The following is a 26,100-nucleotide window of genomic DNA, read 5'->3' as shown; positions in this document are numbered from 1 at the left end:
GCTGCAAACGCAGCGGCTGAAGTCAGACGTTGGATCAAGGAGCGACAAATCAACGTCAGTGAACACAGGTAACAGATTGAAAACAGGCATCAATCCATTCAAGTCTGGCTGTTCTTCCCGAGGGGGAAGCGGGCTGTTTGCCCTGAAAGCCAGGCAAGAATAGTCGGTTGTTACAAAATGAGTAATCCCGATTCATGACAAGGACTGTTACTGAAAGCGCAACAGTTTCAGGGCAAGCCATCCATTCCCCTGATAGCCCGCCATCCACCCAATCCATGGGGCTGCCCGCACCCCGGCCAGAGCGGCTTGTCATCCTTTCGAGCGATAGAGCGAATCCCTCCTTGGTGCGCTTATCGCTCCTGATGCGCGGCAGTAGGGTGAGGCCTTCTGTCACTCACCGGGGAAGACGCATGACAAAAACAACAATGCGCGCCATCTTCACGCCACAGGCGCTGGCCGCTGCGGTTGCGTTGGGTTGCTGTGCCCAGGCACAGGCTGTTTCCTTCAACATCGGCGAGATCGAAGGGCAATTCGACTCCTCGCTGTCGGTCGGCTCGAGCTGGGGCATGCGCGATGCCGATAAAAAGCTCGTGGGCACCGTCAATGGTGGCACGGGCCAGGCTTCCACGGGGGATGACGGGCGTCTCAACTTCAAGAAGGGTGAGACCTTCTCCAAGATCTTCAAAGGCCTGCATGACCTGGAGCTGAAGTACGGCGACACCGGTGTGTTCGTGCGCGGCAAGTACTGGTACGACTTCGAACTCAAGGACGAAGACCGCGAGTTCAAGCAGATCAGCGACCACAACCGCAAGGAAGGCGCCAAGTCCAGCGGTGCGCAGATCCTCGATGCGTTCGTCTACCACAACTACTCCCTGGGCGACCTGCCGGGCACCGTGCGTGCCGGCAAGCAGGTGGTCAGTTGGGGCGAAAGTACCTTCATCGGCAACTCCATCAACAGCATCAACCCGATTGACGTGTCGGCGTTCCGTCGGCCCGGTGCCGAGATCAAGGAAGGGCTGATCCCGGTCAACATGTTGTTTGCGTCCCAGAGCCTGACCAACCAACTGACCGTGGAAGGCTTCTACCAGCTGGAGTGGGACCAGACGGTGCTGGATAACTGCGGCACCTTCTTTGGCAATGACGTGGCGGCGGATGGCTGCACCGGCAACTACACGGTGGGTAGTCCGGCGATTGCACCGCTCCAACCGATCGCAGCGGCTCGCGGCCAAGGCTTTGTGGTGACCCGCGAAGGCGTGGTGGTGCAGCGTGCCGGTGACCGCGATGCACGGGACTCCGGCCAATTCGGTGCAGCCTTGCGCTGGCTGGGCGATGACACGGAGTACGGCCTGTACTTCATGAACTACCACAGCCGCACCCCGACTGTGGGCACGATTACCGCCAACACCAATCTGGCGACCATCGGTGGTATCGCGGCGGCCGCTCCGGCGGGCTTCGGTTCGGCCCTGGCCCAGAGCACCATGCTTGGCCGTGGCCAGTACTACCTCGACTATCCGGAAGACATCCGCCTGTTCGGCGCCAGCTTCTCCACCACCTTGCCCACCGGCACGGCGTGGACCGGCGAGATCAGCTACCGCCCGAATGCACCGGTGCAGCTCAACACCACTGACTTGACCCTGGCCCTGATCAACCCGATTGCCGGCAATGCGGCATCGCCGATCCGTTCCTCCTTCGGCGCCGACAACAAGGGCTACCGCCGCAAGGAAATCACCCAGATCCAAAGCACCATGACCCAGTTCTTCGACCAGGTACTGGGCGCTGAACGCCTGACCCTGGTGGGCGAAGCGGCCGTGGTGCATGTGGCCGGCCTGGAGGATAAATCCAAGCTGCGTTACGGCCGCGACTCGGTGTACGGCGCCTATGGTTTCCAGGGTGACACCGACGGTTTCGTCACCTCCACCTCCTGGGGCTACCGCGCGCGGGCGATCCTCGACTACAACAATGCGATTGCCGGGGTGAACCTCAAGCCCAACCTGTCCTGGTCCCATGACGTGGCCGGCTACGGGCCCAACGGGATCTTCAATAAAGGCGCCAAGGCCATCAGCGTCGGCGTGGATGCGGACTATCGCAGCACCTACACCGCCAGCCTCAGCTACACCGACTTCTTTGGCGGCGACTACAACACCCTGACCGACCGCGACTTCCTCGCCCTCAGCTTCGGCGTGAACTTCTGATTTGGCTTAAAAAAGAAGGACAAGAATCCATGCGTAAGACAATTGCAGTATTGGCCCTCAGCCTGTTGGCTTCCCACGTGATGGCGGCGGTGTCGCCGGAAGAGGCGGCCAAGCTGGGCACCACCCTGACACCGGTCGGCGCCGAAAAAGCCGGCAACGCCGATGGCTCGATCCCGGCTTGGACCGGCGGTATCCCGAAAAACGCCGGCGCGGTAGACAGCAAAGGCTTCCTCGCCGACCCGTTCGCCAATGAAAAACCGCTGTTCGTGATCACCGCCGCCACGGTGGACAAGTACAAGGACAAACTCTCCGACGGCCAGGTGGCGATGTTCAAGCGCTACCCCGAGACCTACAAGATCCCGGTGTACCCGAGCCACCGTACGGTCAACCTGCCACCGGACATCTACGAGTCGATCAAGCGCAGCGCGCTGAACGTCAAGACGATCAACGACGGCAACGGCCTGGAAAACTTCACCGGTAACCGTTACTACGCGTTCCCGATTCCCAAGAATGGCGTGGAAGTGCTGTGGAACCACATCACCCGCTACCACGGTGGCAACCTGCGCCGCATCATCACCCAGGCCACCCCGCAGACCAATGGCAGCTACACGCCGATCCGCTTCGAGGAGGAAGTGGCGGTGCCCCAGGCGATTCCCGATATCGACCAGGCCAAGGCGGCCAACGTGCTGAGCTATTTCAAGCAATCGGTGACCGCCCCGGCACGCCTGGCGGGCAACGTACTGCTGGTGCACGAGACCCTCGACCAGGTAAAGGAGCCACGCCTGGCCTGGATCTACAACGCCGGCCAGCGGCGCGTGCGCCGCGCGCCGCAAGTGTCCTATGATGGCCCGGGCACCGCATCCGACGGCCTGCGCACCACCGACAACTTCGACATGTTCTCCGGCGCCCCCGACCGCTATGACTGGAAGCTGGTGGGCAAGAAAGAGATGTACATCCCCTACAACAGCTACAAGCTCGATTCGCCGTCGCTCAAGTACGACGACATCATCAAGGCCGGTCATATCAACCAGGACCTGACCCGTTACGAACTGCACCGCGTGTGGGAAGTGGTCGGCACGGTCAAGCCGAGCGAGCGGCACATCTACGCCAAGCGCCACATGTACATCGACGAAGACAGCTGGCAAGTCGCGCTGGTGGATCACTACGACGGTCGTGGCCAACTGTGGCGCGTCGCCGAAGGCCATGCGCAGTTCTACTACGACCACCAGGTGCCGGCCTACACCGTCGAGACCCTGTACGACATCATTGCTGGGCGCTACATCGCACTGGGCATGAAGAACGAAGAGAAGAGCAGCTTCGTGTTCGGCTTTGCGGCCAAGGCAGCGGACTACACCCCGGCGGCGTTGAGGGCTGAAGGCGTGCGCTGATCCCAATATGAAATGCAATCAAATGTGGGAGGGGGCTTGCCCCCGATGGCGGTGTATCAGTCAACCAATCCAGTGACTGACAGTCCCTCATCGGGGGCAAGCCCCCTCCCACAGTGGGTTTTGTACACATGGGGTTCTGTGCATGGCCTTCAATCACCCCGCTGAATACTTCTTCAACAACCACCCGCCACAGGACTAGGGTAAGCATCAGGTTGCATAACAATAAAAAAGCAGGATGCAGCAATGACTGCCATGACACGCTGCCTGGACCGTCCTGGATTCATGCCCCGGCTGTCCGCTCACCATTTGCTGCGCCCACGCCTGGCCGAGCCGTTGCTGACGGACCAGGCCAGGGTCAAATTACTCTGCGCCCCCGGCGGCAGTGGCAAGAGCGCGCTGCTCGCCGAATGTGCGTTGCAGGCGCCTGCGGGTTGCCAGGTGTACTGGTTGCCCCTCAATGGCGCGGTGCTCAGCCCCCTCGATCTGTGCCTGCGGCTGGCGCAAAACCTGGGCCTGACGTTTACCGATGAAACCACCTTGCTGCTCGACCTCAGCCGCTGGCAGGCCTCGGCGTGGCTGTTCCTCGATGATTTTTGCCGCTTGCCCACGCCCGACACCGACGCCTTGCTCGACCGCCTGCTCACCGCCAGCAGCCCGGCCCTGACCTGGTGGCTGGGCGCACGGCGGCGACCGGCGTGCAACTGGCCGCGCCTGCTGCTCGACGATGAGTTGCTCGAATGTGGCGCCGAACTGGTCTTCAGCCCTGGGGAAATCCAGCAACTGCTCAGCCATGCCCCCGGGCATTCGGTCGACAGCGTGCAGCAGTTCAGCGCCGGTTGGTGCGCGGGCGTGCGCATCGCCCTGCTGGGGGATGGGCACCCCGACAAGACCTTGCTCGACTACCTGCAACACGAACTGTTCAGCACATTGCCGCCGGAGCTGGCGGAGGCCTGGCGCGTGCTGGCCCATCTGCCGCGCTTCAACGCCGGCCTGTGCGAGCACTTGTTCGGCGCGGGTGACGGTGACCAGTACCTGAGGGATCTGCAGGTGCTCGGCGCCTTTATCCAGCCGTGGGAAGACACCGACTGGCTGCAGGTTTTTCCGCCCCTGGCGCAGTTGATGCAAAACGAGCCCTGGCCGGCCAAACGCTCCTGGCATCGCCGCGCCTGCCAATGGTTCTGCGCCGAACAGGACTGGCAGGCCGCCTTCGAACAGGCGCTGCTGGCCGAAGAATATGAAATGGCAGTGAGTCTGTTGCAGCATTTCAGTTTCGAGGACCTGTTCCGCCAGCAGAACGCCGTCTTGCTGTTGCACCTGCATGAGCAGCATGGCGATGAGTTGATGCTCGGCTCGGCACAACTGGTGGGGCTGGTGACGGCGGCGTTGCTGTTTGCCGGGCGCTTCGAGCAGGCAGCGGTGTGCATCGATCAACTGGCCCGGTTTGCCCCGCAACCGACGGCGGCGCAGCAGCGGTATTTATTGGCGCGCTGGCAGGCGCAATGGGGCTGGCTGCTGCACCTGGGCGGCGATGCCGAGGGCTCGCGCCTGCATTTTCTGGAGGCGCTGCAGGCCTTGCCCGACAGCGCGTGGACCTCGCGGCTGATGTGCCTGTCGGGCCTGACCCAGCAAGCCTTGTTGCGCGGCGAATTGGACGTGGCCCAACGCCTGAACCGCGAAGCGCTGTGCCTGGCGCGCGCCCAGGGTTCGTTGTTGCTGGAGGCGCTGCTTGAGCTGGATCACGCTCAACTGCTGGAACAGCGCGGGGCACCGTACCGGGCCCAGAGCCTGCTGGAAAATGTACAGGCCATGTTGCTTGAACAGCGGCTCAAGGCCGGCCCCTTGGTGGGGCGTATCGCCTTGCGACGCGGGCACCTGGCCTTGCGCCAGGGCCAGGACAGCCTGGCCGCCGAGTGTTTCGACACGGGCTTGAAGATGTGCCTGCACAGCCAGGACAAGCGCGTGCTCTACGGCTTTCTCGGCCTGGCACTGTTGGCTGCCAACCGTGGCGATTACGCCCAGGCCTTTGTCCAGTTGCGTGAGGCCGAGCGGCTGATGCAGCAACGCCAGGTACCGGACACGGTGTACCGCGCGGTGCTGCTGTTGGTCAGCGGGCATTTCTGGTTGCAGCAGGGGCGCGCCGAATTGACCGTGGAAGCGGTGCGCCGCGTGCTGCGTCACTTCCGTGGGCCCCAGGCCAAACAAGCACCGCCGGCCACCCTGGAACTGATCCCGCGTCTTGAATACCTGTTGGTGCTGGCGGAGGTGAAGCTGGGCTGCGCCGAGCAACCGCTGGAACGGCTCCACGCGTTGCTGCAAGCCACCCATCAGCGCGGCATGCTGTGCCTGGAAATCGAACTGCACCTGGTGCTGGGCGAAGTCGCCTGGCAGCTGGGTGATCCGGCCTTGGCGCGCCGCTCGCTGCAAGCCGGCCTGGAACTGGCCGGGCGTTGCCAGGTGCAGCAAGCGATTCGCGAACTGCGTCTGCGCGCGCCGGGACTGCTGAGTGAGCTGGGCCTGGAGCCTCAGGCATCAACCTCCGGCACGGTGGAAAACCCCTTGAGCCAGCGCGAACTGGAAGTGCTGCAACTGATCGCCCTCGGCAGTTCCAACCTGGAGATTGCCGACCGCCTGTTTATCTCCCTGCACACCGTCAAGACCCACGCACGGCGCATTCACAGCAAGCTCGGCGTGGAGCGGCGCACCCAGGCGGTGGCCAAGGCCAAGACCTTGGGCCTGATGGTTTAGATGAACGCCTGACGGTATTCGCCGGGCGTGGCGCCCATGGCCTGGCGGAAGCGATGGGTAAAGTGGCTGGCGCTGGAGAAACCACACAGCAGGGCAATCTCGCCCAACGGCAGGGCGCCGCCACGCAGCAGGTTTTGCGCGCGGGTCAGCCGGCGCGCCAGCAGGTACTGATGGGGCGGCAGGCCGAAACTCTGGCGAAACATCCGGGCGAAATGGTACTCCGACAACGCGCACAACCCAGCCAGTTGCCCAAGGCTGATGGGGTCTTCCAGGTGCTGGTCGATGTAGTCCACCAGCAACCGTCGTTGGTAGGCGGCCAGCCCGCCTTTCAACCGCAGGCCTTCGCGGGCGCCCACCTGGCTGAGCAGGGTGTGGCTGAGCATTTCATGGGCGAGGCTGCTGGTGAGCAGGCGTTCGGCGGGTTCGTCCCAGTTGAGGGCGATCAACTGGTGGAAGCGTCGGGCCAGGCGCTGGTCTTCCAGGAAGGTACTTTCCCGCAGTTCCAGCGCGCGCGGTTCGCGATCAAGCAGGGTAACGCAGCCCAGGGCAAATTGTTCCGGGCTGAAATACACGTGGGCCAGGCGGATTTCACCGTTGATCACCCAGGCCGATTGGTGCTCGGCAGGCAGGATGCACAGCTTGTCGGGGCCGCCCTTGGTGCCCGGCCGGTCGCGCCGAAACGTGCCGGTGCCGCCACCGACATAGCAGGACAAGGTGTGATGGCTGGGCGCCTGGTAGTCCTGGGAATCGTGATGGTTGCTCCACAAGGCCGCAGACAAGCCGTCACCGAGCTCGGCGCAGGCTTCCAGGCGTGCGTTGGGCGAGCGGTTAAGGGCTTGGAAGACTTGCAGGGATTCCAGGTCTGGCATGGTGTGTGTTCTCCGACGCCTTGCATCCTACTCCGCGAGGCTGGCGCTGTGATCCCATCGCCCGACAAAAGCGCAAGATTGTGCAAGAGCCTTGCCCGGGTTGAAGGCGACACTGTGGCTCAATCGATGGAGCCCGCTATGAACCTTTCCCTGTATCTACTTACCGTGCTGATCTGGGGCACCACCTGGATCGCCCTCAAATGGCAGCTTGGCGTGGTGGCGATTCCCGTGTCCATCGTCTACCGCTTCGGCCTGGCGGCCCTGGTGTTGTTTGCGTTGCTGCTGGTCAGTCGCAAGTTGCAGGTGATGAACCGGCGCGGGCACCTTATCTGCCTGGCCCAGGGGTTGTGCCTGTTTTGTGTCAACTTCATGTGCTTTCTCACCGCCAGCCAATGGATCCCCAGCGGCCTGGTGGCGGTGGTGTTTTCCACGGCCACGCTGTGGAATGCGCTGAACGCCCGGGTGTTTTTCGGCCAGCGGGTGGCACGCAATGTGTTGATGGGCGGTAGCCTGGGCTTGGCCGGCTTGGGCCTGCTGTTCTGGCCGGAACTGGTGGGGCATACCGCCAGCCCGCAGACCTTGCTGGGGTTGGGGTTGGCGTTGCTGGGGACGATGTGTTTCTCGGCGGGCAATATGCTCTCGAGCCTGCAGCAGAAGGCCGGTCTGAGGCCGCTGACCACGAATGCCTGGGGCATGTTGTATGGTTCGTTGATGCTGGCGACCTACTGCGTGGTGCGCGGTATTCCGTTTGAGATGGACTGGAGCGCACGGTACATCGGTGCGTTGTGGTACCTGGTGATTCCGGGGTCGGTGATCGGTTTTACCGCTTACCTGACGTTGGTCGGGCGCATGGGGCCGGAGCGTGCGGCGTATTGCACGGTGCTGTTCCCGGTGGTGGCGCTGAATGTGTCGGCGTTTGCCGAAGGCTACCAGTGGACCGCGCCGGCGTTGGCGGGGTTGGTACTGGTGATGCTGGGGAATGTGTTGGTGTTTCGTAAGCCCAAGGTGGCTCAGCCGGTGAATCCGATCCTTCAGGCAAAGCAGGTCTAGTGTGGGAGGGGGCAAGCTCCCTCCCACATTTCCTGCATTTCTCACATTTGACCGAGTTGTCTGGTTTATTTGAGCCCTAAACGCTTGGCCATCCGGCCGAGGTTGGCGCGGTCCAGGCCCAGTTCGCGGGCGGCGCTGGCCCAGTTGTGCTGGTGGCGTTCCAGGCAGGCGTTGATGACTTGGCGCTGGTAGTCCTCGGTGGCCTGGCGCAGGTCACCGGTGACGGCCAGGGCTGCTTCTGCCGGTGCTTCGATCATTGGCGTGCTGACGTCGGGCAAATCCAGGTCCTGGGCACTCAGGCTCAGAATCTTCGGGCGTTCGCGACAGTTACCCAGGGCTTTCAGCGCACTGCGTCCGATCAAATGTTCCAGCTCCCGCACATTGCCCGGCCAGTTATAGGCCAGCAGCGCCGCCTGGGCATCGCTGGTCAGGCGCAGGCTGCCCAGGCCCATGCGTGAGCGGTTCTGCTCGAGGAAGAAGCCGGCCAGCAGCAACACATCACGCCCGCGCTCGCGCAGGGCCGGCACTTGCAGCGGGTACACGCTCAGGCGATGGTAGAAGTCGGCGCGGTAGCGGCCGTTGCGCACTTCATCGGCGAGGTCGCGGTTGGTGGCGGCGATCAGGCGCACGTCCACCTGGTGTTCCTTGTCCGAGCCCAGGCGCTGCAACTGGCCGCTTTGCAGCACCCGAAGCAGCTTGGCCTGCACGCTCAGGGACAGTTCGCCCACTTCGTCCAGAAACAGCGTGCCGCCATTGGCCAGCTCGAACTTGCCGCGCCGTTCATTCAGCGCGCCCGTAAAGGCGCCACGCACATGGCCGAACAACTCGCTTTCCACCAGGGTTTCCGGCAGGGCCGCGCAGTTGAGGCTGATCAGCGGTTTGTCCGCCCGGGACGACGCCGCGTGAATGGCCTGGGCCACCAGTTCCTTGCCCACCCCGGTTTCGCCGGTGATCAGCACCGTGAGGTCGCTGCCACCCACCAGCTTGATTTCCTCCACCAGGCGCTTGTGGGTTTTGCTCTGGCCGATCATTTCCTTGTGCTGCTGGCCGCTGGCCTGGCGGTAGATTTCGGCGCGCTGGTGTTCGTCTTCGGCGCGCAACGCCAGGCGTTCGATACGTTCGGCCACGTTGACCGTGGCGGCGGCGAGGCTGGCGAAGGCTTGCAGGGCGTCCAGTTCCACCCGTTCGAAGCGTTCGGTGTCCAGCGCGTCCAGGGTCAACAGGCCCCAGGGCAGATCGTCGACAAACAGCGGGCAGCCCATGCAGTCGTGGACTTCCAGGTGGCCGTGCACGCCATCGACCAGGCCGTCGTAGGGATCGGGCAATTCGCTGTCACTGTCAAAGCGTGTGGGCCCGGGGCTGCTGAGCAACACGGCGAAGCGCGGATGTTCGCTGACCTTGAAGCGGCGGCCCAGGGTGTCTGCGCTCAAGCCATCCACCGCCAGCGGCACCAGCGACTCGCCGTCCAGGCGCAGCAGGGCGGCCGCATCACACGGCAACAGGGCGCGCATGGCTTGCAGCAGGCGTCGATAGCGTTCGCCTTCGGGCAGTTCCCGCGACAGGTCGGCGACCAGCGGCAGCAGGGTGGTGAGCAGCGAGTGTGCAGTCATAATGACTCCTTGTAGTCCATATGACTATAAGGTGTAGGAGGTCATACTGACTACATAATGTTCAACTTATTGAAATTAAAGGATTTATAAGTTGGCATGAATACTGAGTAGCTAAGGGCAATCAGTAAAGAAGCCCAGGAGGCTCCCATGCTTAGTGCCCAAGACCGTGCCATCGTCAAATCCACCGTGCCCCTGCTGGAAAGCGGCGGCGAAGCGCTGATCACCCATTTCTACCGCATGATGCTCTCCGAGTACCCTGAGGTTCGCCCGCTGTTCAACCAGGCTCACCAGGCCAGCGGTGACCAGCCCCGCGCCCTGGCCAATGGCGTATTGATGTACGCGCGGCATATCGACCAGCTCGACCAACTGGGCGACCTGGTGGCGAAGATCATCAACAAGCACGTCGCCTTGCAGATCCTGCCGGAGCATTACCCGATCGTGGGCGCTTGCTTGCTGCGGGCGATTTCCGAGGTGCTGGGCAGTGAGATCGCCACCCCTGAGGTGATGAATGCCTGGGGCGCCGCGTACGGCCAACTGGCGGACATCCTGATCGGTGCCGAAGCCGCTATTTACACAGAGAAAGCCCAGGCCCCCGGCGGCTGGCGCGGTGCGCGGGCGTTTACCCTGGTCAAGCGTGTGGAGGAGAACGCCGAGATCACTTCCTTCTATTTCGCGCCGGCGGACAACGGGGCGATCCTCGCGGCCGCGCCGGGCCAATACATCGGCATGAGGCTGGTGCTCGACGGTGAGGAAGTGCGCCGCAACTACTCGCTGTCGGCGTTGAGTGATGGGGGTGAATACCGCATCAGCGTCAAGCGCGAGGCCGGCGGGCGGGTTTCCAATCACCTGCATGACCAGTTGCAGGTCGGTGCGACGATTGACCTGTTTCCGCCGTCGGGCGAGTTCACCCTGGCGGCCAGCGATAAGCCGCTGGTGCTGATCAGCGGCGGGGTAGGGATCACCCCAACCTTGCCGATGCTGGAGGCCGCACTGGCCACCCAGCGTCCGGTGCACTTTATCCACTGCGCGCGCAATGGCGGGGTGCATGCGTTCCGTGACTGGGTCGACGGCCTGGCAGCCAAGCACCCGCAGCTCAAGCGCTTTTATTGCTATGCCGAGGACGATGGCGTGAGCCCGGCGGCGGATAAAGTCGGTCTGTTGAGCCAGGAGCAACTGGCCGCATGGTTGCCGGAGCAGCGTGACCTGGACGCGTACTTCCTGGGACCTAAAGGCTTCATGGCGGCGATCAAGCGCCACCTCAAGGCCCTGGGCGTACCCGAGAAACAAAGCCGCTACGAATTCTTCGGCCCGGCGGCTGCCTTGGAATAGGACCTGAAGGTTCACACTGTTCAAAATAATGTGGGCGGGGGCTCGCCTCTCCCACATTTGGATCTCTGTTCCTCTCGATTAATCCCCTGTTAACCCCTCTCTGTTTAAACCACTCTCTGTGTGTAAACTTGCGGCCATTGGCACAACCAAACAAAGGGATACGGGGATGAGTGACGAATTGCGTTTAGGCAGGGAGCGGCGCTTTCTGGTGTTGCTGGGCATCATCTGCCTGGCGCTGATCGGTGGGGCGTTGTACATGCAGGTGGTGTTGGGCGAGGCGCCGTGCCCGTTGTGCATCCTGCAACGCTATGCCTTGCTGTTGATTGCGATCTTCGCGTTCATCGGTGCCGCCATGCGCACCAAGGGCGCCCTCACGCTGTTCGAAGGCCTGGTGGTACTCAGCGCTCTCGGTGGGGTGGCTGCGGCCGGTCACCATGTGTACACCCAGTTCTTCCCGCAGGTGAGCTGCGGCGTCGATGTACTGCAACCTATCGTCGACGACCTGCCCCTGGCCAAGGTCTTCCCACTGGGCTTCCAGGTCGACGGTTTCTGCAGCACCCCATACCCGCCGGTGCTGGGCCTGTCCCTGGCGCAATGGGCGCTGGTGGCGTTCGTGCTGACGGTCATCCTGGTGCCCCTGGGCATCTATCGCAATCGCCGCCACAAAGGCTGAACCCATCAGTGAAACGCCCCGGTCTTTCTTCAAGGAAGGCCGGGGCGTTTTTGCATGTAGGCTTTTGTGAACAGAGCGTGACGCCGGACAATTTTGGCTGCGCGCAGTGTGCGACATGTTGTCACACGGAAGCCGCCGCAGGACGTTCCTGACCCGCCAAACCAGCGCTTAAATTTGCAAAAAGCCTCCAGGATGTGCTGTCAGTTCGTGGTTTGGACGCCGCCACGTACCTCACGTCGTACAAGGCTTTGAGTGATGTCCGAATGCCTTGTTTTATGGGGGGTTGCATAGGTTTCGTAGGCCCTTACGGGGGGTAAGGGCTGTGACGGTTTGCCCTATAACACGGCAATTTTTTTGGTTTTTGTTGAGAATCGAACGCGATAAGATCGCGAACCATTGCAATATTGGTGAAGGATTATTGCTGTAATCGATAAAAATTATTTCTTTATAAGACATGGTTTATACATCGCTAGCTAACTACAATCGCCCGCACTGAATGTCCGGTGCTGCTCAATCTTTGAGCACTGGAGCGGTCGAGGGGCAGATGGACGGCTCTGTGCGACCCCAAGGTTCCGGCAGCCTTTCAACTATCCGCACCAAAGGGAATTGGTCTGTAATAAGGCCTTTAACCACGAAATCGAATAAGAACTCACCGCAGGTCCGTGAAACGCTCCGTTATATGGCGTGCCGGGCAGGCTCTTATTCAATCGAAGAGAAATGCCAACCCTTGGCAGGGTGAAGTGTTGGCGATCAAAACCCAACTGCATTGCGCAAGCTGCTTTAGAGGTCGTGAGATGAGTAAAAACAGGTACCCCCGATTACTAGGCTTTTTGCCGCTGCTTGGCATGATGTTAATGCTGGGAGGCTGCAAGTGGACCTTGATGGACCCAAAAGGACAGATCGGTCTGGATCAACGAAACCTGATCATCACTGCCACCCTGCTGATGCTGTTGGTCGTGGTGCCTGTGATCATCATGACCTTTGCCTTCGCCTGGAAATACCGCGCGTCGAACACCAGCGCGACCTACGCGCCTAAGTGGTCGCACTCCACCAAGATCGAAATCGCGGTGTGGCTGGTCCCGATCCTCATCATCATCGCCCTGGGTTACATCACCTATAAGTCGACCCACGAGCTGGACCCGTACCGTCCGCTGGAGTCCGACGTCAAGCCGATCAACATCGAAGTGGTCGCGCTGGACTGGAAGTGGCTGTTCATCTACCCGGACCTGGGTATCGCCACGGTTAACCAGATTCGCTTCCCTGAGAACACCCCGCTTAACTTCCGGATCACCTCCGACGCCGTGATGAACTCGTTCTTCATCCCTGCCCTGGGCGGTCAGATCTACGCGATGGCAGGCATGCAGACCCGACTGCACCTGATCGCCAACGAAAAAGCTGAAATGGAAGGCATCTCCGCGAACTACAGCGGCGCTGGCTTCACCGGCATGAAATTCAAAGCGATCTCGACGAGCCAGGAAGATTTCAACGCCTGGGTAGCCGAAGTCAAGGCCGCACCTAAACAGCTTGATCAAGCTGAATACGACGCCCTGACCAAACCAAGTCAGAACAACCCTGTCGCCCTGTACTCCGCGTATGAGCCGAACCTGTTTCAGAAAATCGTCGACAAGTACGAAGGTATGAAGCCAGGCAAGCCGGTCAAGCACGAGAAGAAAGAAGTGGCCGCGGTTGAAGGTTCTGACACCGGCTCGCATTCAACTGCTGGGGCAGAGGAGTAAACGATGTTTGGTAAATTAAGTTGGGATGCGGTCCCGTTCCACGAGCCGATTGTGATGATTACCATCGCCATGATCGCGCTGGGTGGTCTGGCACTGTTTGCAGCAATCACTTATTTCAAGAAGTGGACCTACCTGTGGACCGAGTGGCTGACGTCGGTCGACCACAAGAAAATCGGCGTGATGTACATCATCGTTGCCATGGTCATGCTGCTGCGTGGTTTTGCCGACGCCATCATGATGCGTACCCAGTTGGCCATGGCCACCGAAGGTTCGCCTGGCTACCTGCCGCCTGAACACTATGACCAGATCTTCACCGCCCACGGTGTGATCATGATCATCTTCATGGCGATGCCTTTCTTCACCGGCCTGATGAACCTTGCAGTGCCGCTGCAGATCGGTGCGCGTGACGTTGCCTACCCGTTCCTGAACTCCCTGAGCTTCTGGCTGCTGGTTTCCGGCGTGGTGCTGATCAACGTTTCCCTGGGGGTCGGCGAATTCGCCAAGACCGGTTGGGTTGCGTATCCGCCATTGTCGGGCATCCAGTACAGCCCTGGCGTGGGTGTGGACTACTACATCTGGGCGCTACAGTTATCAGGACTCGGGACGACGCTGACGGGGGTCAACTTCCTGGCCACCGTCCTGAAAATGCGCGCCCCTGGCATGAAACTGATGGACATGCCGATCTTCACCTGGACCTGCACCTGGGCCAACGTCCTGATCGTGGCGTCGTTCCCGATCCTGGCCGCTACCATGGCGCTGCTGTCGCTTGACCGTTACCTGGATTTCCACATTTTCACCAATGAACTTGGTGGCAATCCAATGATGTACGTGAACCTGTTCTGGGCATGGGGTCACCCTGAGGTGTACATCCTGATCCTGCCAGCGTTCGGTATCTTCTCCGAAGTGATCTCGACCTTTACCGGCAAGCGCCTGTTCGGTCACCACTCGATGGTCTACGCATCGGGCGCAATCTCCGTACTGGGCTTCATGGTGTGGCTGCACCACTTCTTCACCATGGGTTCGGGGGCCAGCGTCAACGCCTTCTTCGGCCTGGCGACGATGCTGATTTCCATCCCGACGGGGGTGAAGCTATTCAACTGGCTGTTCACCATCTACCACGGCCGTCTGCGCATCACCAGCCAGGTCCTGTGGACCCTGGGCTTCATGGTGACCTTCGCCATCGGCGGCATGACCGGCGTACTGCTGGCCATCCCGGGTGCTGACTTCGTACTGCACAACAGCCTGTTCGTGATCGCGCACTTCCACAACGTGATCATCGGTGGTGCGGTATTCGGCTACATCGCCGGTTTCAGCTTCTACTTCCCGAAAGCGTTCGGCTTCAAGCTGCACGAAGGCTGGGGCAAGGCTGCGTTCTGGTTCTGGATCTCGGGCTTCTTCGTTGCGTTCATGCCGCTCTATGCACTGGGCTTCATGGGCATGACCCGTCGTCTGAACGCCACTACCAACCCTGAGTGGGTGCCGTACCTGTACGTCGCCATGTTCGGTGCACTCATGATCGCTGTGGGTATTGCCTGCCAGTTGATCCAACTGTACGTGAGCATCCGTGACCGTAAGCAGAACGCTTGCGAATCCGGCGACCCATGGAATGGCCACACCCTGGAATGGTCGACCTCGTCGCCACCTCCGTTCTACAACTTCGCCGTGATCCCGACTGCGAACACCATCGATGCGTTCACCGAAGCCAAGGAAGACGGTACTGCGTACCAGAAGCCCAAGCACTACGAGCCGATCCACATGCCAAGCAACACCGCTACTGGCGTGGTGATGGGTGCGCTGTTGACCGTGTTCGGTTTCGCGATGATCTGGCACATCTGGTGGCTGGCAATCGTGAGCCTGGTGGGCACCATCGGCTACTTCATTGTCCACGCAGCACGTGATGATCAAGGCTACATGGTGCCGGTCGAAACGATCGAGCGCATCGAAGCCGAGCAGCACGCTCGCCTGGTCGCCGAGAAGAAAATCCCGGCCAACCGTGTAGAAACCTCGTTGGAACAGGCTTAAACCATGTCGAACTTAGTGACCAATGCTGGACACGCCCATGTCGATGACCATGGGCACGATGACCATCACCACGACTCGGGGCCGATGACCGTTTTCGGTTTCTGGCTCTACCTGATGACCGACTGCATCTTGTTTGCGTCGATCTTCGCGGTGTACGCGGTACTGGTAAACAACGTTGCGGGTGGCCCGTCGGGCCACGACATCTTCGAACTGCCTTACGTGCTCGGCGAAACCGCCTTGCTGTTGTTCAGTTCGATCACCTACGGCTTCGCCATGTTGGCCTTCTACAAGGGCAACAAGAAAGGCGTCCTGAGCTGGTTGGCACTGACCTTCCTGTTCGGCCTGGGCTTCATCGGCATGGAGATCAACGAGTTCCACCTGCTGATCTCCGAAGGCTACGGCCCGCACCGTTCCGGCTTCCTGTCGGCGTTCTTCACGCTGGTTGGTACCCACGGTCTGCACGTGACGGCCGGCCTGCTGTGGATGGCGGTGATGATGTATCAGGTCAATAAACACGGCCTGACCAACACCAACAAGACTCGCCTGAGCTGCCTGAGCCTGTTCTGGCACTTCCTGGACGTGGTCTGGATCTGCGTCTTCACCGTTGTTTACCTGATGGGGACTCTGTAATGGCTAATGCACACTCCCATGACCATGACAGCCATGATGCGAGCCACGGCAGCGTTAAGTCGTACGCCATCGGCTTCATCCTGTCGGTAATCCTGACGCTCATCCCGTTCGGTCTGGTGATGTACCCGACCCTGCCGAAGTCGATCACTTTGATGATCGTACTGGCGTTCGCGGTGATTCAGGTTCTGGTTCACCTGGTGTACTTCCTGCACCTGGATCGCTCTAAAGAGCAGCGCGATAACGTGATTGCGTTCGTGTTCGCAGGCTTAGTAATCCTGCTGCTGGTTGGCCTGTCGATATGGATCATGTTCAGCATCCATACGTTCATGATGGCGAAGTGAGGTAAGACCCGATGTCGCTTAAGCACTTTATCCAAATCACCAAACCGGGGATCATTTTCGGTAACGTGCTTTCTGTGGCGGGCGGTTTCTTCCTGGCCTCCAAGGGACATGTCGATCTGGCCATCTTCCTGGCTGCGATGATCGGTACGTCCCTGGTGGTGGCTTCCGGCTGTGTGTTCAACAACTGCATCGACCGTGACATCGACATCAAGATGGAGCGCACCAAGAATCGCGTGCTGGTCCAGGGCCTGATTTCCCTGAAACTGGCGCTGATCTTCGCGACCGTCCTGGGTGTTGCCGGTGTGGCCCTGTTGTACCAGGTGGCCAACCCGCTGGCGGCGTTGTTTGCCGTGATCGGTTTTGTCATCTACGTCGGTCTCTACAGCCTGTACCTCAAGCGCAAGTCGGTGCACGGCACGCTGGTGGGCAGTCTGTCGGGGGCGATGCCGCCGGTGATTGGTTATGTGGCTGTGACCAATAGCTTCGACATGGCTGCGCTGGTGCTGCTGGTGATGTTCAGCCTGTGGCAGATGCCGCATTCCTACGCCATCGCGATCTTCCGCTTCAACGACTACCTGGCTGCTTCGATTCCGGTCCTGCCGGTCAAGCGTGGCATCCAGGTCGCCAAGAAGCACATCCTGCTCTACATCCTGGCCTTCCTCGTGGCGACCTTGATGTTGACCTTCAGTGGCTACGCCGGCATGAGCTACCTTGCCGTCGCCGCCGCCATGGGCATGTACTGGTTGTACATGGCCTGGACCGGCTACAAGGCGGTGGACGACACCGTCTGGGCGCGCAAGCTGTTCGTGTTCTCGATCTTCACCATCACCGCGCTCAGCGTGATGATGTCCCTGGATTTCCAAGTGCCGAAAGAGCTGTTGCTGACCTACGCCCACTGAGTGTCTGAGTAATAAAAAGGCCCCGCCTTCGAAAGAAGCGCGGGGTTTTTTATTGAGTGACCTTTAAACTACGACCAAACCCTACCCCTGCAGGAAGCAAAGTGATGAGTAAAAAAGCCGTTATGGTGTTCAGTGGCGGTCAGGATTCGACCACCTGCCTGATCCAGGCGCTGCCGCTGTATGACGAAGTGCACTGCATCACCTTCGATTACGGTCAGCGCCATGTGGCGGAAATCGAAGTCGCCCGGCAGTTGGCCAAGCAACTGGGGGCCACCGTTCACAAAGTGATGGACGTGTCGCTGCTCAACGAACTGGCGATCAGCAGCCTGACCCGCGACAACATCCCGGTGCCTACCGTGAACAGCTCCGGCGAAAGCCTGCCGAGCACCTTTGTGCCGGGCCGCAATATTCTGTTTTTAACCCTGGCGGCCATCTACGCGTATCAGGTCAAGGCCGAGACGGTCATCACCGGCGTGTGTGAAACCGACTTCTCCGGCTACCCCGATTGCCGCGATGAGTTCGTCAAAGCCTTGAACCAGGCGCTCAAGCTGGGCATGGAGTACGACGTACGCCTGGAAACCCCGTTGATGTGGCTGAACAAGGCCGAGACCTGGGCATTGGCGGATTACCACCAGCAACTGGACCTGGTCCGCGAGCAGACCCTGACCTGCTACAACGGCATTATCGGCACCGGCTGCGGCGAGTGCGATGCGTGCAACCTGCGTGCACGTGGCTTGAATGACTACCTGCAGAACAAGGCAGCGGTCATGCAGAGCCTTAAGCAGAAATTGCAGCTGAACTGACCTCCAACACGCAGCTGTCGAGCCTCGACAAGGCTCGACAGCTGCTACGCATCAGGCAGTGGCGGCGGTCAGGTAGCGCTTGAACAACGAGCGCGCACCGTAGGCCGGCAGGATATTGAAGAACGCAAAACCGACTTTGATCGCGATCTGTACATAGATCATGCTCAGGATGTCGCTGGTCTGCATGGCACCGTAGAACGCGATGAAGCAGAACAGGAAGCTGTCGATAATCACTGCAAAGAACGTACTGAGGAAAATGCGCAGGTACAGGTATTTGGAATTGGTCAGTTCTTTGATCTTGCACAGTAAATACGAGTTGATATTTTCCGACACCAGGAACGACACCGAAGAGGCGATCAATACCGACGATACCTGGACGATCACATCGTTGTAAGGACCGTCGAGCTTCCAACCTGGCAGGCCGGGCAGGAAGGTCGAGCCGTAGAGCAGGATGATGATCATCGCGTTGCTGGCAAAGGCAAACAGAATGGCCTTTCTGGCGAGTCTCAGGCCGAAGTTTTCGTTGAGCAGGTCCACGATCAAAAAGGTCAACGGATACAGGAAAGTGCCGGGTGTGACGATGATGTCGAGTGACTCGATGTAGATCGGTTTGGTCGCGGCGATGCTGGTGAAAATATAAAAAGTGAAGAGCAGCAGGTTCAGGATGATGTAGATCATCCATGAGTTTTCATTACGGTCATTGAGGTCGTACGCGGTCACCGAGCCGCCTTGGGAATAGAACTTCTTGTACAGGTTTTTAACTTCCATTTTATTTAAGTTGTCCATGATTTCGCTGTTGATGACTTCGCTCAACTTGACCCGGATGATCTTGCCCGTGGCGATGATCATGATCACGGCCAGGCTCTTGTCATTTTCGAAGCCAAGCAGTTTGTACTTGCTGTTTTCTATCTCGCTTTCATGCGTGGTCATTGAAGCGCTCCTCAATGATATCGCCCAGTACACACAGGCGTTCTGAGTTGGCGCAGGCCTCACGGCTGATCAACAGCGCCTGAGTGACCTTGTCGAACACCAGCTTTTCCTTGGCATCGCTCGATGAGCCCTTCTGGATGATCAGCAGGTCACCTGGCTCGTTCACACCCGCGATGGGATGCTCCAACTGCACGCCGATCAGGTTATGGGACGCGCCGAAGTAGTACGTGAGCGGGAAGAGGGTGGCCAGTTCGCCGATGCGCTTGTCCAGGTGCTGCATGACCTGGCTTTGCTTGAGCACAGGCACGGCTGCCGGGTTCATATTGCCCTGGGGCGACACACTGCTCTCGATGATTTCCTTGGCTTCAAAATCGATGGTCTCGATTTCTTCGTAAGACACGCCGAAAAAATCGGAAATCTTGCGCAGGGTCGACTGTTGAACGTTGACGACCTTGCCTTCGAGGATGTTGTAGATCGTGGTGCGGGTCAGGCCGGCCGCGCTGCACAACGACAGTTGGGTCTCGCCGCGGCTCTTGATCAAGTACTTGATGTTGCTCTTCAAGTGCTCGGCTTTTTCTCGTCTGTGCATCACGTGCTCACCACTTCCCTTTAGTAAAAACCGTTGATCCTTGAAGACGCCACGCAGGCTGTTTCAGCACTGAAGTACCCATCCAGGGCGTTCAGGCTTTGCGGCGGGCGCAAGTGTTGCACGCGCGTGGCTTAACAATAAAGCCCAAGATGCTCGACCCTGTCAGGCGGAAAGGCAAATGGCCAGTTACTCGGCAAAGGGGGACAAAAGCGAACATTTAATTTGGAAAATGTTTAATTTCCTGTTTAATTGAGCGCCACGGTTCAGGACGAACCGCTACGCAGCGACCAAGGAAAGGACACTCCCCATGGCAGTCAATACCGTACACCTGCAGGATCAGGCTGACCTGTTGCGCCGAGGCATGGCGGATCTGCACGCCGAGGACATGGAGTTGGCGATGCTGCTGGACGCGGAAGTGGCGCGCCAGCACCGCACACTGTCACTGGTCGCGTCCTCCTGTGCGGTCGAACCCCGCACCCTGGTGGCCTCCGCGTCTGCATTGGTGAACATCACCGCCGAGGGCGCGCCTGGCCGACGCCATCGGGCGGGCTGCGAGAATGTCGATCTGGTCGAGTCCCTGGCTATCCGCAGGGCGCGTGAATTGTTCGATGCCCACTACGCCGGCGTGCAGTCGCACTCGGCTTCCAACGCCAACGCCCAAGTGCTGTCCGCCCTGCTTGAACCGGGGGATACCCTGCTGGGCATGGCCCACGATCACGGTGGGCACCTTACCCATGGCAGCCCCGCCGTATTTACCGGTGCCTACTACAAGGCCATTCGCTACGGCACCACCGCCGACGGACTGATCGATTACGCGCAGGTGCGTAGTCTGGCGCTTGCCCATCGCCCTCGCATCATCATCTGCGGTGCATCGGCTTATTCGCGGGTTGTGGATTTCGAGCGGTTTCGCGCCATAGCCGATGAAGCGGGTGCGATCCTGCTCGCCGACATTTCTCATATTGCCGGGCTGGTCGTGACGGGGCGGCACCCGAGTCCGATCAACGCCGCGCATGTCACCACCACCTGTACCCACAAGCAGCTGGGTGGGCCGCGCGGAGGCTTGATCCTGTCCGGCCGCGATGCCCATACCAAGGTGCCCGGCTTGAGGGCGACCTTCAGCCGTGTACTTGATCAAGCCGTGTTCCCACGCATGCAGGGCGCGCCTGCGGTCAATATGATCGCCGCCAAAGCCGCTGCGCTGGGCTACGCGATGACACCGGAGTTCGACGCGTGCATGGGGCGGATTCGTGCCCTGGCCGATGAAGTGGCCAGCGCGTTTCAGGCCCATGACTATGAAGTGGTCGGCGGGCGCAGTGAAAACCATACCGTGCTGATTCGCTTGCGCGGCGGCGTTACCGGCGCTATCGCCGAGTCGGCGCTGGAAAGCTGCGGTGTCGTGGTGGATAAAAACCGCATACCGGGTGAGACGCGTTCGTCTGCCGTTGCCAGTGGCTTGTGTATCGGCACGGGCTCCATGGCGCAACGCGGTGTTGATGCCGAGGGCTGTCGACACATCATCGATCTGGTGTGCCGGGTATTGGACAATGTCACCCCGCTGGGGGAGCACGCGTACCGCCTCGAACCGATTCTGCAGCAACAACTGCGTACAGAACTCGAAGCCTTGTGTGCGAAATATCCCATCGCCGGCTACTGGGAACGCTGAAGCGCCCTGCTCGAAAAAAGCCCCGTCTTCGCACGTTGTACGGGGCTTTTTCATGGTGGCTCGGTTAAATCCTTCGTTCCTTGTCTCGTCATACCCTTCTATACGAGCTGTGCGAATTCCTCACCCGTCTACAAGGAGTAGTCACCATGGTCAGCGTTAGTCGTCGATCCCTTCTCGCTCTTGGCGCCGCCCTGCCTTTGCTCGGGCGCCTGGATTGGGCGCTCGCCGCACCTGCGCCGACCAAGACTGACAAGGTACTGCTCAACTACAACGAAAGCCCCTACGGGCCTTCGACGGCGGCCCGCGAAGCGATGCAGCGCGGCATCGCGACAGCCGGCCGGTATCCGTACAAACATATGTACGCCTTGGCCGGCCTGTTTGCCCAGCAGCACGGGATTGCCGAAGAGCAGGTGGCGGTGTTCGCCGGCTCCATGGCCGCGCTGCGCTACGCGGTGCTGGCGTTCACCAGCGAAACCCGCGGCCTGGTGATGGCCACGCCTTCCTACGAAGTACCGCGCCAGGCCGCCGAGTCCCGTAAGGCGCCGGTGCGCGAAGTGGACCTTGACGCCGACCACGCCCACGACGTTCCCGCCATGCTCGCCGCCGATCCCCAGGCGGGGATGCTCTATGTCTGCAATCCCAATAATCCGACGGGCACCCTCACCTCTACCGAGGCTATTCGCCAGGCGTTGGCGAACAAGCCCAAAGGCAGCGTATTGGTGGTGGACGAGGCCTACATCGACTTCGCCGACACCCCAAGCGTGGTGAGCTGGGTCAAGGACCATGACGACCTGTTGGTGTTGCGCACCTTCTCGAAAATCTACGGCATGGCCGGCGCCCGCCTGGGCCTGGCGATCGGCCACCCGGCGCTGCTGGAACGGCTGGCGGTATTCGGCGGTGACAATGTCCCGGCGGGTTCTTCCCTGCTCGGCGGCCTCGCCAGCCTGGAAGACGTAAAGCTGCTGCCACAACGCAAGGCACTCAATGCCCAGCTGCGCGATGAAACAATCACCTGGCTCAAGGGCCGTGGCTTCACCTGCACGGCCTCCCAGGCCAACTGCTTCATGATCGACGTGAAGCAACCGGCCGAGCAGGTCATCGACAAGCTTGCCGCACAGGGCGTGTTCATCGGGCGGGTGTGGAAAAACTGGCCACAGTGGGTGCGCGTGACGGTGGGGAACAAGCGGGAGATGGAGCGGTTTCGCGAGGTGTTTGCGGCGACGGTCTAGCGCCGATGTGGGAGGAGGATTTCTTCCTCCCACATTCAGTTCAGGGATGTCACTGCTGCGCGATGCTGTAGCCCTCAAACGCCGTCTGCTGTTGCAGCGCAGTAATCACGCTCTTGCGGCTCAGCGGCTGCTCGACGCCGGCGTTATCCACAAAGCTTTCAACCTCCAGCTCGGCTTCGTCGCCTTCGCCTACAAAGCTGAAGCCCAGGAACTCAAACGCCTCACGGTCGACGTTCAACCGCGAGCGTGGCGTGCGCAGCGGCAGGGTGACGCTGGTGCCGTCCTTGCTGATCACAAACACTTCGGCTTCTTTCTTGGGGCGAGCGGCCTTGCCTTTGCCGGCGCTTGGGTTGCTGATGGCCTGGTGAGACTGGTTCAGCACTTTGAGGGCCAGCCCGTAGACCAGCTCCTGAAACTCAGGATCATCCTTGAAGCTCGACAGGATGCGGCTGATGGAGAACTTGCCGCTCAGGTCTTCAAGGGCGAGGTTGTCAGCGGCTTCGGCGTCCTTGAGCTGTTTGAGCTGGCCCATCAGGTCGTAGGCCTTGTCGTCGTCGAAGGCGTCGTGGGCCTGGCGGATGGCCACGCGCAGTTCGCGGATCTGGTCGCTTTCCTTGGAGGTGTGAAAGGCGTCCAGCACCATCTCGCTGATGATCTTGGCGGCTGGCACATGCTGTGAAAGATTGATGGCGTTTTCGTATTCAGCCTTGGCGTGCAAGGCGACTACGGATTCTTCGGCGGAGTGTTCGGTGTAAGAATCGGACATTGAAATTTCACTACTTCAGTAAACGGAAGACAAAAAAGCGTCGCGCATTTTCAGCGGGGAGGGGGATCAGGTCAAGGCTGCCGACCGGCGAATGCAGGGCGTCAAACCAACTGCTTCAGGCACGCCTGGAGAATATCCAGTCCTTCTTCCAGCACCGCAGGCTCGATGGTCAGCGGTGCCAGCAAGCGCACGATGTGCCGCGACTTGCCGCTGGGCATCAACAACAGCCCGGCGTCTCGCGCCAGGCTCAGCAATTGGCTCAGTTGCCGGGACGCGGGCGTGCCGTCGGCGTTGGCCAGTTCGATGCCGCGCATGGCACCGACGCCGGTCAGGCGGCCCAGGTACGGCGACAGGTGCTGCGAACGCCAGGCGGCATAGCGGCCGACGATCGCTGCTTCCTGTTGCGAGCCCCAGGCCTGCAAGTGTTCGTCCGTCATCGCATCGAGGGTAGCCAATGCTGCCGCGCAAGCGATGGGGTTACCCGAGTAAGTACCACCGAGGCCGCCTTTGGGCAGGTTATCCATCAAGGCCTTGCGCCCGACCACCGCACCCAGCGGCACGCCGCCGGCGATGCTTTTGCCCAGCAGGATCAGATCCGGTTCGATGCCCAGGCGTGAGAAGGCGAAACGCCGGCCGGTGCGCCCGAAGCCCGATTGGATCTCATCGGCAATCAACAGGATATTGTGTTCATCGCAAAAGCGCCGCAGGGCGTGGGCAAACTCGATATCCAGCGCCAGGAAACCGCCTTCGCCCTGCACCGGCTCGATGATGAAACAGGCGACGTCACCGACGTCGATTTCCACGCTGAACAAGCGGTCCATGGCTTTCAGCGCTTCAGCGCAGCTCACGCCGTTATCGGCGCTGGGGTAGGGCAGGTGATACACCGGGCCGGGCAGGACGCCGACCTTTTGTTTGTAGGGCGCCACCTTGCCATTGAGGTTGAGGGTGGCCAGGGTGCGGCCGTGGAAAGCACCGTCAAAGGCGATCACCGCCGTGCGGCCGGTGGCGCCGCGCACGATCTTCAAGGCGTTTTCTGCCGCTTCCGCACCGCTGTTGGTAAGCATGCCGCTGACGGGGTAGTCCACCGGGATAAACCCGGTCAGGCGATCCATCAGTTCGATGTAGGGCGTGTGCGGTGCCGCGTTGAACGCATAGTGGGTCAACTTCGTCGCCTGTTCCCGAATCGCCGCCACCACGCCCGGGTGGCAATGGCCAAGGTTGAGCACGCCGATCCCGCCGACAAAATCGATATAGCGTTTGCCCGTGGTGTCCCAGACCTCGGCGTTGCTGCCATGGCTGAGGCTGATGGGATGAACGATGGAAATCGACTGGCTGATGGTTTCGCGGCTCATGAATCTCGGACTCGGCAGTGGCGGGCGTGCTTTTATCTAAGCCGTGGGCCAGGCCCTGCCGCAAACGAAATAAAGTCGCCGGGTCATTCCAAATCGGAAGAGCTGTTGCTAAAAGCTCGTTTTTGGCAACGCCGTAGCCCCGTCGATGCTACGCCGACACCCCATCCTTGCCCGCCGCCTTGGCGCGATACAGCGCCTGATCGGCGCGCGCCATAAGCGCGCTGGGGGATTCATCCATACGGCGCTCGGCCACGCCCACGCTCAGGGTAACGTGGAGGCCGCCGCGCATCGGGATCTTGCGCATCTTTTGGCAGATTTTCTCGGCCAGCTCCCTGGCGGTTTCCAGTGCGCTTTTGGGCAGGACCGCGATGAACTCATCGCCACCCCAGCGCGCGAGCAGGTCGCCTGGGCGCAGGCAGCTTTCCAGGCATTCCACTACCTGCAAAAGGGTTTGGTCGCCCACGCCGTGACCATGCTGGTCATTGATCGGCTTGAAATCATCGATATCCATCGCGATCAATGCCAGCGGCAGGCGAAAACGCTGGGCGCGGTCGCACTCTTCCAGCAGGACTTTTTCCAGGCGATAGCGGTTGGCGACGAGGGTCAGGGCATCCCGTTCGGCCAGGGAGCGGTTTTCGTCCAGCTGCAATTGCAACTGCTGGTTGACCCGTGACAATTCGCGCGTGCGCTCGGCCACCAGCGCCTCAAGGGATTGGTTGCGCCGCTCCAGCTGTTCGACGGAGCACTTGCGTATATGAATATCGCGATGGGCGCCGACCATCCGCGCCACCGAGCCATCGGGGTTACGGGCAATCACGTAGCCCCGGTCTTCAATCCACAGGTAGCTGCCATCTTTTTTGCGGCAACGGTATTCGATTTGATAATGGGGAGCGCGACGGTGGATGTAGTCATCGAACAGCGTCATCACGTGGGGGTAGTCTTCCGGGTGGATGACGGTCTCCCAGGTGAACACGCTGTTTTCCAGGGAGTGGCGGGGGTAGCCCAGCATTTCGTACCAGCCTGGGTTGCGGTAGACGAACCCGGTATTGGCGTTCCAGTCCCAGATCCCGTCGCTGACCAGCTCCAGCACGGTATGCAGCATGTCGGCATTGAGGTGGGAGAAATTACCGTTGTCGGAGGTATCGTCCATCTGTGCGCTCCTTGCATGGGCTGGCGTCCAAGGCCAGTCATATTGATGCCGATACTCCGTGGCTGGAGCTACTGTACAACGGAGCTTGTGCGCTTTGAATAGGGCGGATGGACGGCTACAGGAGGGTGGCCATG

The 26,100-nt window shown here is 60.4% G+C and carries 21 protein-coding genes; 14 read left to right on the top strand and 7 right to left on the bottom strand.

The features are described 5' to 3' along the window. The first annotated feature begins 410 nt into the window (after positions 1-410). From C8K58_RS28785 to C8K58_RS28775, 3 genes are all read left to right on the top strand, one after another. Positions 411-2,192, top strand: a complete 1,782-nt coding sequence (locus tag C8K58_RS28785) for a DUF1302 domain-containing protein (protein WP_081744486.1) — start codon at positions 411-413, stop codon at positions 2,190-2,192. Positions 2,193-2,221: 29 nt separating this feature from the next. After that, complete coding sequence (locus C8K58_RS28780) at positions 2,222-3,580, top strand: DUF1329 domain-containing protein (RefSeq protein ID WP_027607629.1); 1,359 nt, start codon at positions 2,222-2,224, stop codon at positions 3,578-3,580. Positions 3,581-3,823: 243 nt separating this feature from the next. Further along, on the top strand, positions 3,824-6,325 hold the full coding sequence (locus C8K58_RS28775; RefSeq protein WP_108574764.1) for a LuxR C-terminal-related transcriptional regulator: 2,502 nt from the start codon (positions 3,824-3,826) through the stop codon (positions 6,323-6,325). Here C8K58_RS28775 and C8K58_RS28770 read toward each other — a convergent pair. After that, complete coding sequence (locus C8K58_RS28770; protein ID WP_027607627.1) at positions 6,322-7,194, bottom strand: helix-turn-helix domain-containing protein; 873 nt, start codon at positions 7,192-7,194, stop codon at positions 6,322-6,324. The genes C8K58_RS28775 and C8K58_RS28770 overlap by 4 nt on opposite strands. Positions 7,195-7,332: 138 nt before the next feature. Here C8K58_RS28770 and C8K58_RS28765 point away from each other — a divergent pair, with 138 nt between their 5' ends. Beyond that, a complete protein-coding gene (locus tag C8K58_RS28765) occupies positions 7,333-8,244 on the top strand; it encodes a DMT family transporter (protein ID WP_027607626.1) in 912 nt (303 codons plus the stop codon). Between the two features lie 65 nt (positions 8,245-8,309). Here C8K58_RS28765 and norR read toward each other — a convergent pair whose 3' ends face one another. Continuing rightward, the gene (norR, locus tag C8K58_RS28760) at positions 8,310-9,854 is read right to left on the bottom strand and encodes a nitric oxide reductase transcriptional regulator NorR (RefSeq protein WP_027607625.1); all 1,545 of its coding nucleotides are present in this window, start codon (positions 9,852-9,854) and stop codon (positions 8,310-8,312) included. A gap of 147 nt (positions 9,855-10,001) precedes the next feature. Here norR and hmpA point away from each other — a divergent pair, with 147 nt between their 5' ends. The 8 genes from hmpA (at position 10,002) to queC (ending at position 18,287) form a co-directional block, all read left to right on the top strand. Next, positions 10,002-11,183 carry an NO-inducible flavohemoprotein gene (hmpA, locus tag C8K58_RS28755; RefSeq protein WP_108574763.1) on the top strand — a complete coding sequence of 394 codons (1,182 nt, stop codon included), beginning with the start codon at positions 10,002-10,004 and terminating at the stop codon, positions 11,181-11,183. 166 nt (positions 11,184-11,349) lie between these two features. Next, entirely contained in the window at positions 11,350-11,856 is a 507-nt protein-coding gene (locus tag C8K58_RS28750) for a disulfide bond formation protein B (protein ID WP_027607623.1), read from the top strand. Between the two features lie 794 nt (positions 11,857-12,650). Continuing rightward, positions 12,651-13,592 (top strand): ubiquinol oxidase subunit II, encoded by a 942-nt coding sequence (gene cyoA, locus C8K58_RS28740; protein ID WP_027607622.1) that lies wholly within the window; start codon positions 12,651-12,653, stop codon positions 13,590-13,592. 3 nt (positions 13,593-13,595) lie between these two features. Further along, positions 13,596-15,614 carry a cytochrome o ubiquinol oxidase subunit I gene (gene cyoB / locus C8K58_RS28735; protein ID WP_065939027.1) on the top strand — a complete coding sequence of 673 codons (2,019 nt, stop codon included), beginning with the start codon at positions 13,596-13,598 and terminating at the stop codon, positions 15,612-15,614. Between the two features lie 3 nt (positions 15,615-15,617). Further along, positions 15,618-16,244, top strand: a complete 627-nt coding sequence (locus tag C8K58_RS28730; protein ID WP_010206435.1) for a cytochrome o ubiquinol oxidase subunit III — start codon at positions 15,618-15,620, stop codon at positions 16,242-16,244. Then, positions 16,244-16,585 carry a cytochrome o ubiquinol oxidase subunit IV gene (gene cyoD / locus C8K58_RS28725; RefSeq protein WP_010206434.1) on the top strand — a complete coding sequence of 114 codons (342 nt, stop codon included), beginning with the start codon at positions 16,244-16,246 and terminating at the stop codon, positions 16,583-16,585. The genes C8K58_RS28730 and cyoD overlap by 1 nt, the downstream gene beginning before the upstream one ends. Positions 16,586-16,596: 11 nt before the next feature. After that, positions 16,597-17,484 (top strand): heme o synthase, encoded by an 888-nt coding sequence (cyoE, locus tag C8K58_RS28720; RefSeq protein ID WP_027607620.1) that lies wholly within the window; start codon positions 16,597-16,599, stop codon positions 17,482-17,484. A 104-nt stretch (positions 17,485-17,588) separates the two neighbouring features. After that, complete coding sequence (gene queC, locus C8K58_RS28715) at positions 17,589-18,287, top strand: 7-cyano-7-deazaguanine synthase QueC (protein WP_027607619.1); 699 nt, start codon at positions 17,589-17,591, stop codon at positions 18,285-18,287. A gap of 51 nt (positions 18,288-18,338) precedes the next feature. Here queC and C8K58_RS28710 read toward each other — a convergent pair whose 3' ends face one another. Together C8K58_RS28710 and C8K58_RS28705 are read right to left on the bottom strand one after the other, a co-directional pair. Then, positions 18,339-19,217, bottom strand: a complete 879-nt coding sequence (locus C8K58_RS28710) for a queuosine precursor transporter (RefSeq protein ID WP_027607618.1) — start codon at positions 19,215-19,217, stop codon at positions 18,339-18,341. Continuing rightward, positions 19,204-19,809, bottom strand: a complete 606-nt coding sequence (locus C8K58_RS28705; RefSeq protein WP_027607617.1) for a helix-turn-helix transcriptional regulator — start codon at positions 19,807-19,809, stop codon at positions 19,204-19,206. Before C8K58_RS28705 ends, C8K58_RS28710 begins: the two co-directional genes overlap by 14 nt. A 304-nt stretch (positions 19,810-20,113) precedes the next feature. On the opposite strand from C8K58_RS28705, the gene glyA reads away from it, so the two are divergent. Continuing rightward, positions 20,114-21,469 carry a serine hydroxymethyltransferase gene (glyA, locus tag C8K58_RS28700; protein WP_027607616.1) on the top strand — a complete coding sequence of 452 codons (1,356 nt, stop codon included), beginning with the start codon at positions 20,114-20,116 and terminating at the stop codon, positions 21,467-21,469. A gap of 146 nt (positions 21,470-21,615) precedes the next feature. Further along, positions 21,616-22,698, top strand: coding sequence for a pyridoxal phosphate-dependent aminotransferase (locus tag C8K58_RS28695; protein WP_092359286.1), 1,083 nt, complete (start codon positions 21,616-21,618; stop codon positions 22,696-22,698). A gap of 49 nt (positions 22,699-22,747) precedes the next feature. On the opposite strand, the gene C8K58_RS28690 is transcribed toward C8K58_RS28695, so the two are convergent. From C8K58_RS28690 to C8K58_RS28680, 3 genes are all read right to left on the bottom strand, one after another. Further along, a complete protein-coding gene (locus tag C8K58_RS28690) occupies positions 22,748-23,464 on the bottom strand; it encodes a hypothetical protein (protein ID WP_092359284.1) in 717 nt (238 codons plus the stop codon). A 101-nt stretch (positions 23,465-23,565) separates the two neighbouring features. Continuing rightward, entirely contained in the window at positions 23,566-24,816 is a 1,251-nt protein-coding gene (locus C8K58_RS28685) for an aspartate aminotransferase family protein (RefSeq protein ID WP_108574762.1), read from the bottom strand. A 148-nt stretch (positions 24,817-24,964) separates the two neighbouring features. Beyond that, positions 24,965-25,966 (bottom strand): diguanylate cyclase domain-containing protein, encoded by a 1,002-nt coding sequence (locus C8K58_RS28680; protein ID WP_027607612.1) that lies wholly within the window; start codon positions 25,964-25,966, stop codon positions 24,965-24,967. Positions 25,967-26,100 lie beyond the last annotated feature (134 nt).

It is taken from the genome of Pseudomonas sp. GV047, from assembly GCF_003058245.1.
Lineage (GTDB): Bacteria > Pseudomonadota > Gammaproteobacteria > Pseudomonadales > Pseudomonadaceae > Aquipseudomonas > Aquipseudomonas marginalis.
The sequence above is the reverse complement of the archived record's forward strand: the minus strand, read 5'-3'. Positions and strand labels throughout refer to the sequence as shown.

Excerpts from the sequence above, each read along its gene's own strand:
- glyA (WP_027607616.1), top strand. The coding sequence starts at position 20,114 with ATGGCAGTCAATACCGTACACCTGCAGGATCAGGCTGACCTGTTGCGC.
- C8K58_RS28685 (WP_108574762.1), bottom strand. The coding sequence starts at position 24,816 with ATGAGCCGCGAAACCATCAGCCAGTCGATTTCCATCGTTCATCCCATC.
- C8K58_RS28765 (WP_027607626.1), top strand. The coding sequence starts at position 7,333 with ATGAACCTTTCCCTGTATCTACTTACCGTGCTGATCTGGGGCACCACC.
- C8K58_RS28780 (WP_027607629.1), top strand. The coding sequence starts at position 2,222 with ATGCGTAAGACAATTGCAGTATTGGCCCTCAGCCTGTTGGCTTCCCAC.
- C8K58_RS28770 (WP_027607627.1), bottom strand. The coding sequence starts at position 7,194 with ATGCCAGACCTGGAATCCCTGCAAGTCTTCCAAGCCCTTAACCGCTCG.
- C8K58_RS28730 (WP_010206435.1), top strand. The coding sequence starts at position 15,618 with ATGTCGAACTTAGTGACCAATGCTGGACACGCCCATGTCGATGACCAT.
- C8K58_RS28785 (WP_081744486.1), top strand. The coding sequence starts at position 411 with ATGACAAAAACAACAATGCGCGCCATCTTCACGCCACAGGCGCTGGCC.
- C8K58_RS28695 (WP_092359286.1), top strand. The coding sequence starts at position 21,616 with ATGGTCAGCGTTAGTCGTCGATCCCTTCTCGCTCTTGGCGCCGCCCTG.
- cyoE (WP_027607620.1), top strand. The coding sequence starts at position 16,597 with ATGTCGCTTAAGCACTTTATCCAAATCACCAAACCGGGGATCATTTTC.
- C8K58_RS28710 (WP_027607618.1), bottom strand. The coding sequence starts at position 19,217 with ATGACCACGCATGAAAGCGAGATAGAAAACAGCAAGTACAAACTGCTT.
- cyoB (WP_065939027.1), top strand. The coding sequence starts at position 13,596 with ATGTTTGGTAAATTAAGTTGGGATGCGGTCCCGTTCCACGAGCCGATT.
- hmpA (WP_108574763.1), top strand. The coding sequence starts at position 10,002 with ATGCTTAGTGCCCAAGACCGTGCCATCGTCAAATCCACCGTGCCCCTG.
- C8K58_RS28775 (WP_108574764.1), top strand. The coding sequence starts at position 3,824 with ATGACTGCCATGACACGCTGCCTGGACCGTCCTGGATTCATGCCCCGG.
- C8K58_RS28680 (WP_027607612.1), bottom strand. The coding sequence starts at position 25,966 with ATGGACGATACCTCCGACAACGGTAATTTCTCCCACCTCAATGCCGAC.
- queC (WP_027607619.1), top strand. The coding sequence starts at position 17,589 with ATGAGTAAAAAAGCCGTTATGGTGTTCAGTGGCGGTCAGGATTCGACC.
- C8K58_RS28750 (WP_027607623.1), top strand. The coding sequence starts at position 11,350 with ATGAGTGACGAATTGCGTTTAGGCAGGGAGCGGCGCTTTCTGGTGTTG.
- C8K58_RS28690 (WP_092359284.1), bottom strand. The coding sequence starts at position 23,464 with ATGTCCGATTCTTACACCGAACACTCCGCCGAAGAATCCGTAGTCGCC.
- norR (WP_027607625.1), bottom strand. The coding sequence starts at position 9,854 with ATGACTGCACACTCGCTGCTCACCACCCTGCTGCCGCTGGTCGCCGAC.
- cyoD (WP_010206434.1), top strand. The coding sequence starts at position 16,244 with ATGGCTAATGCACACTCCCATGACCATGACAGCCATGATGCGAGCCAC.
- cyoA (WP_027607622.1), top strand. The coding sequence starts at position 12,651 with ATGAGTAAAAACAGGTACCCCCGATTACTAGGCTTTTTGCCGCTGCTT.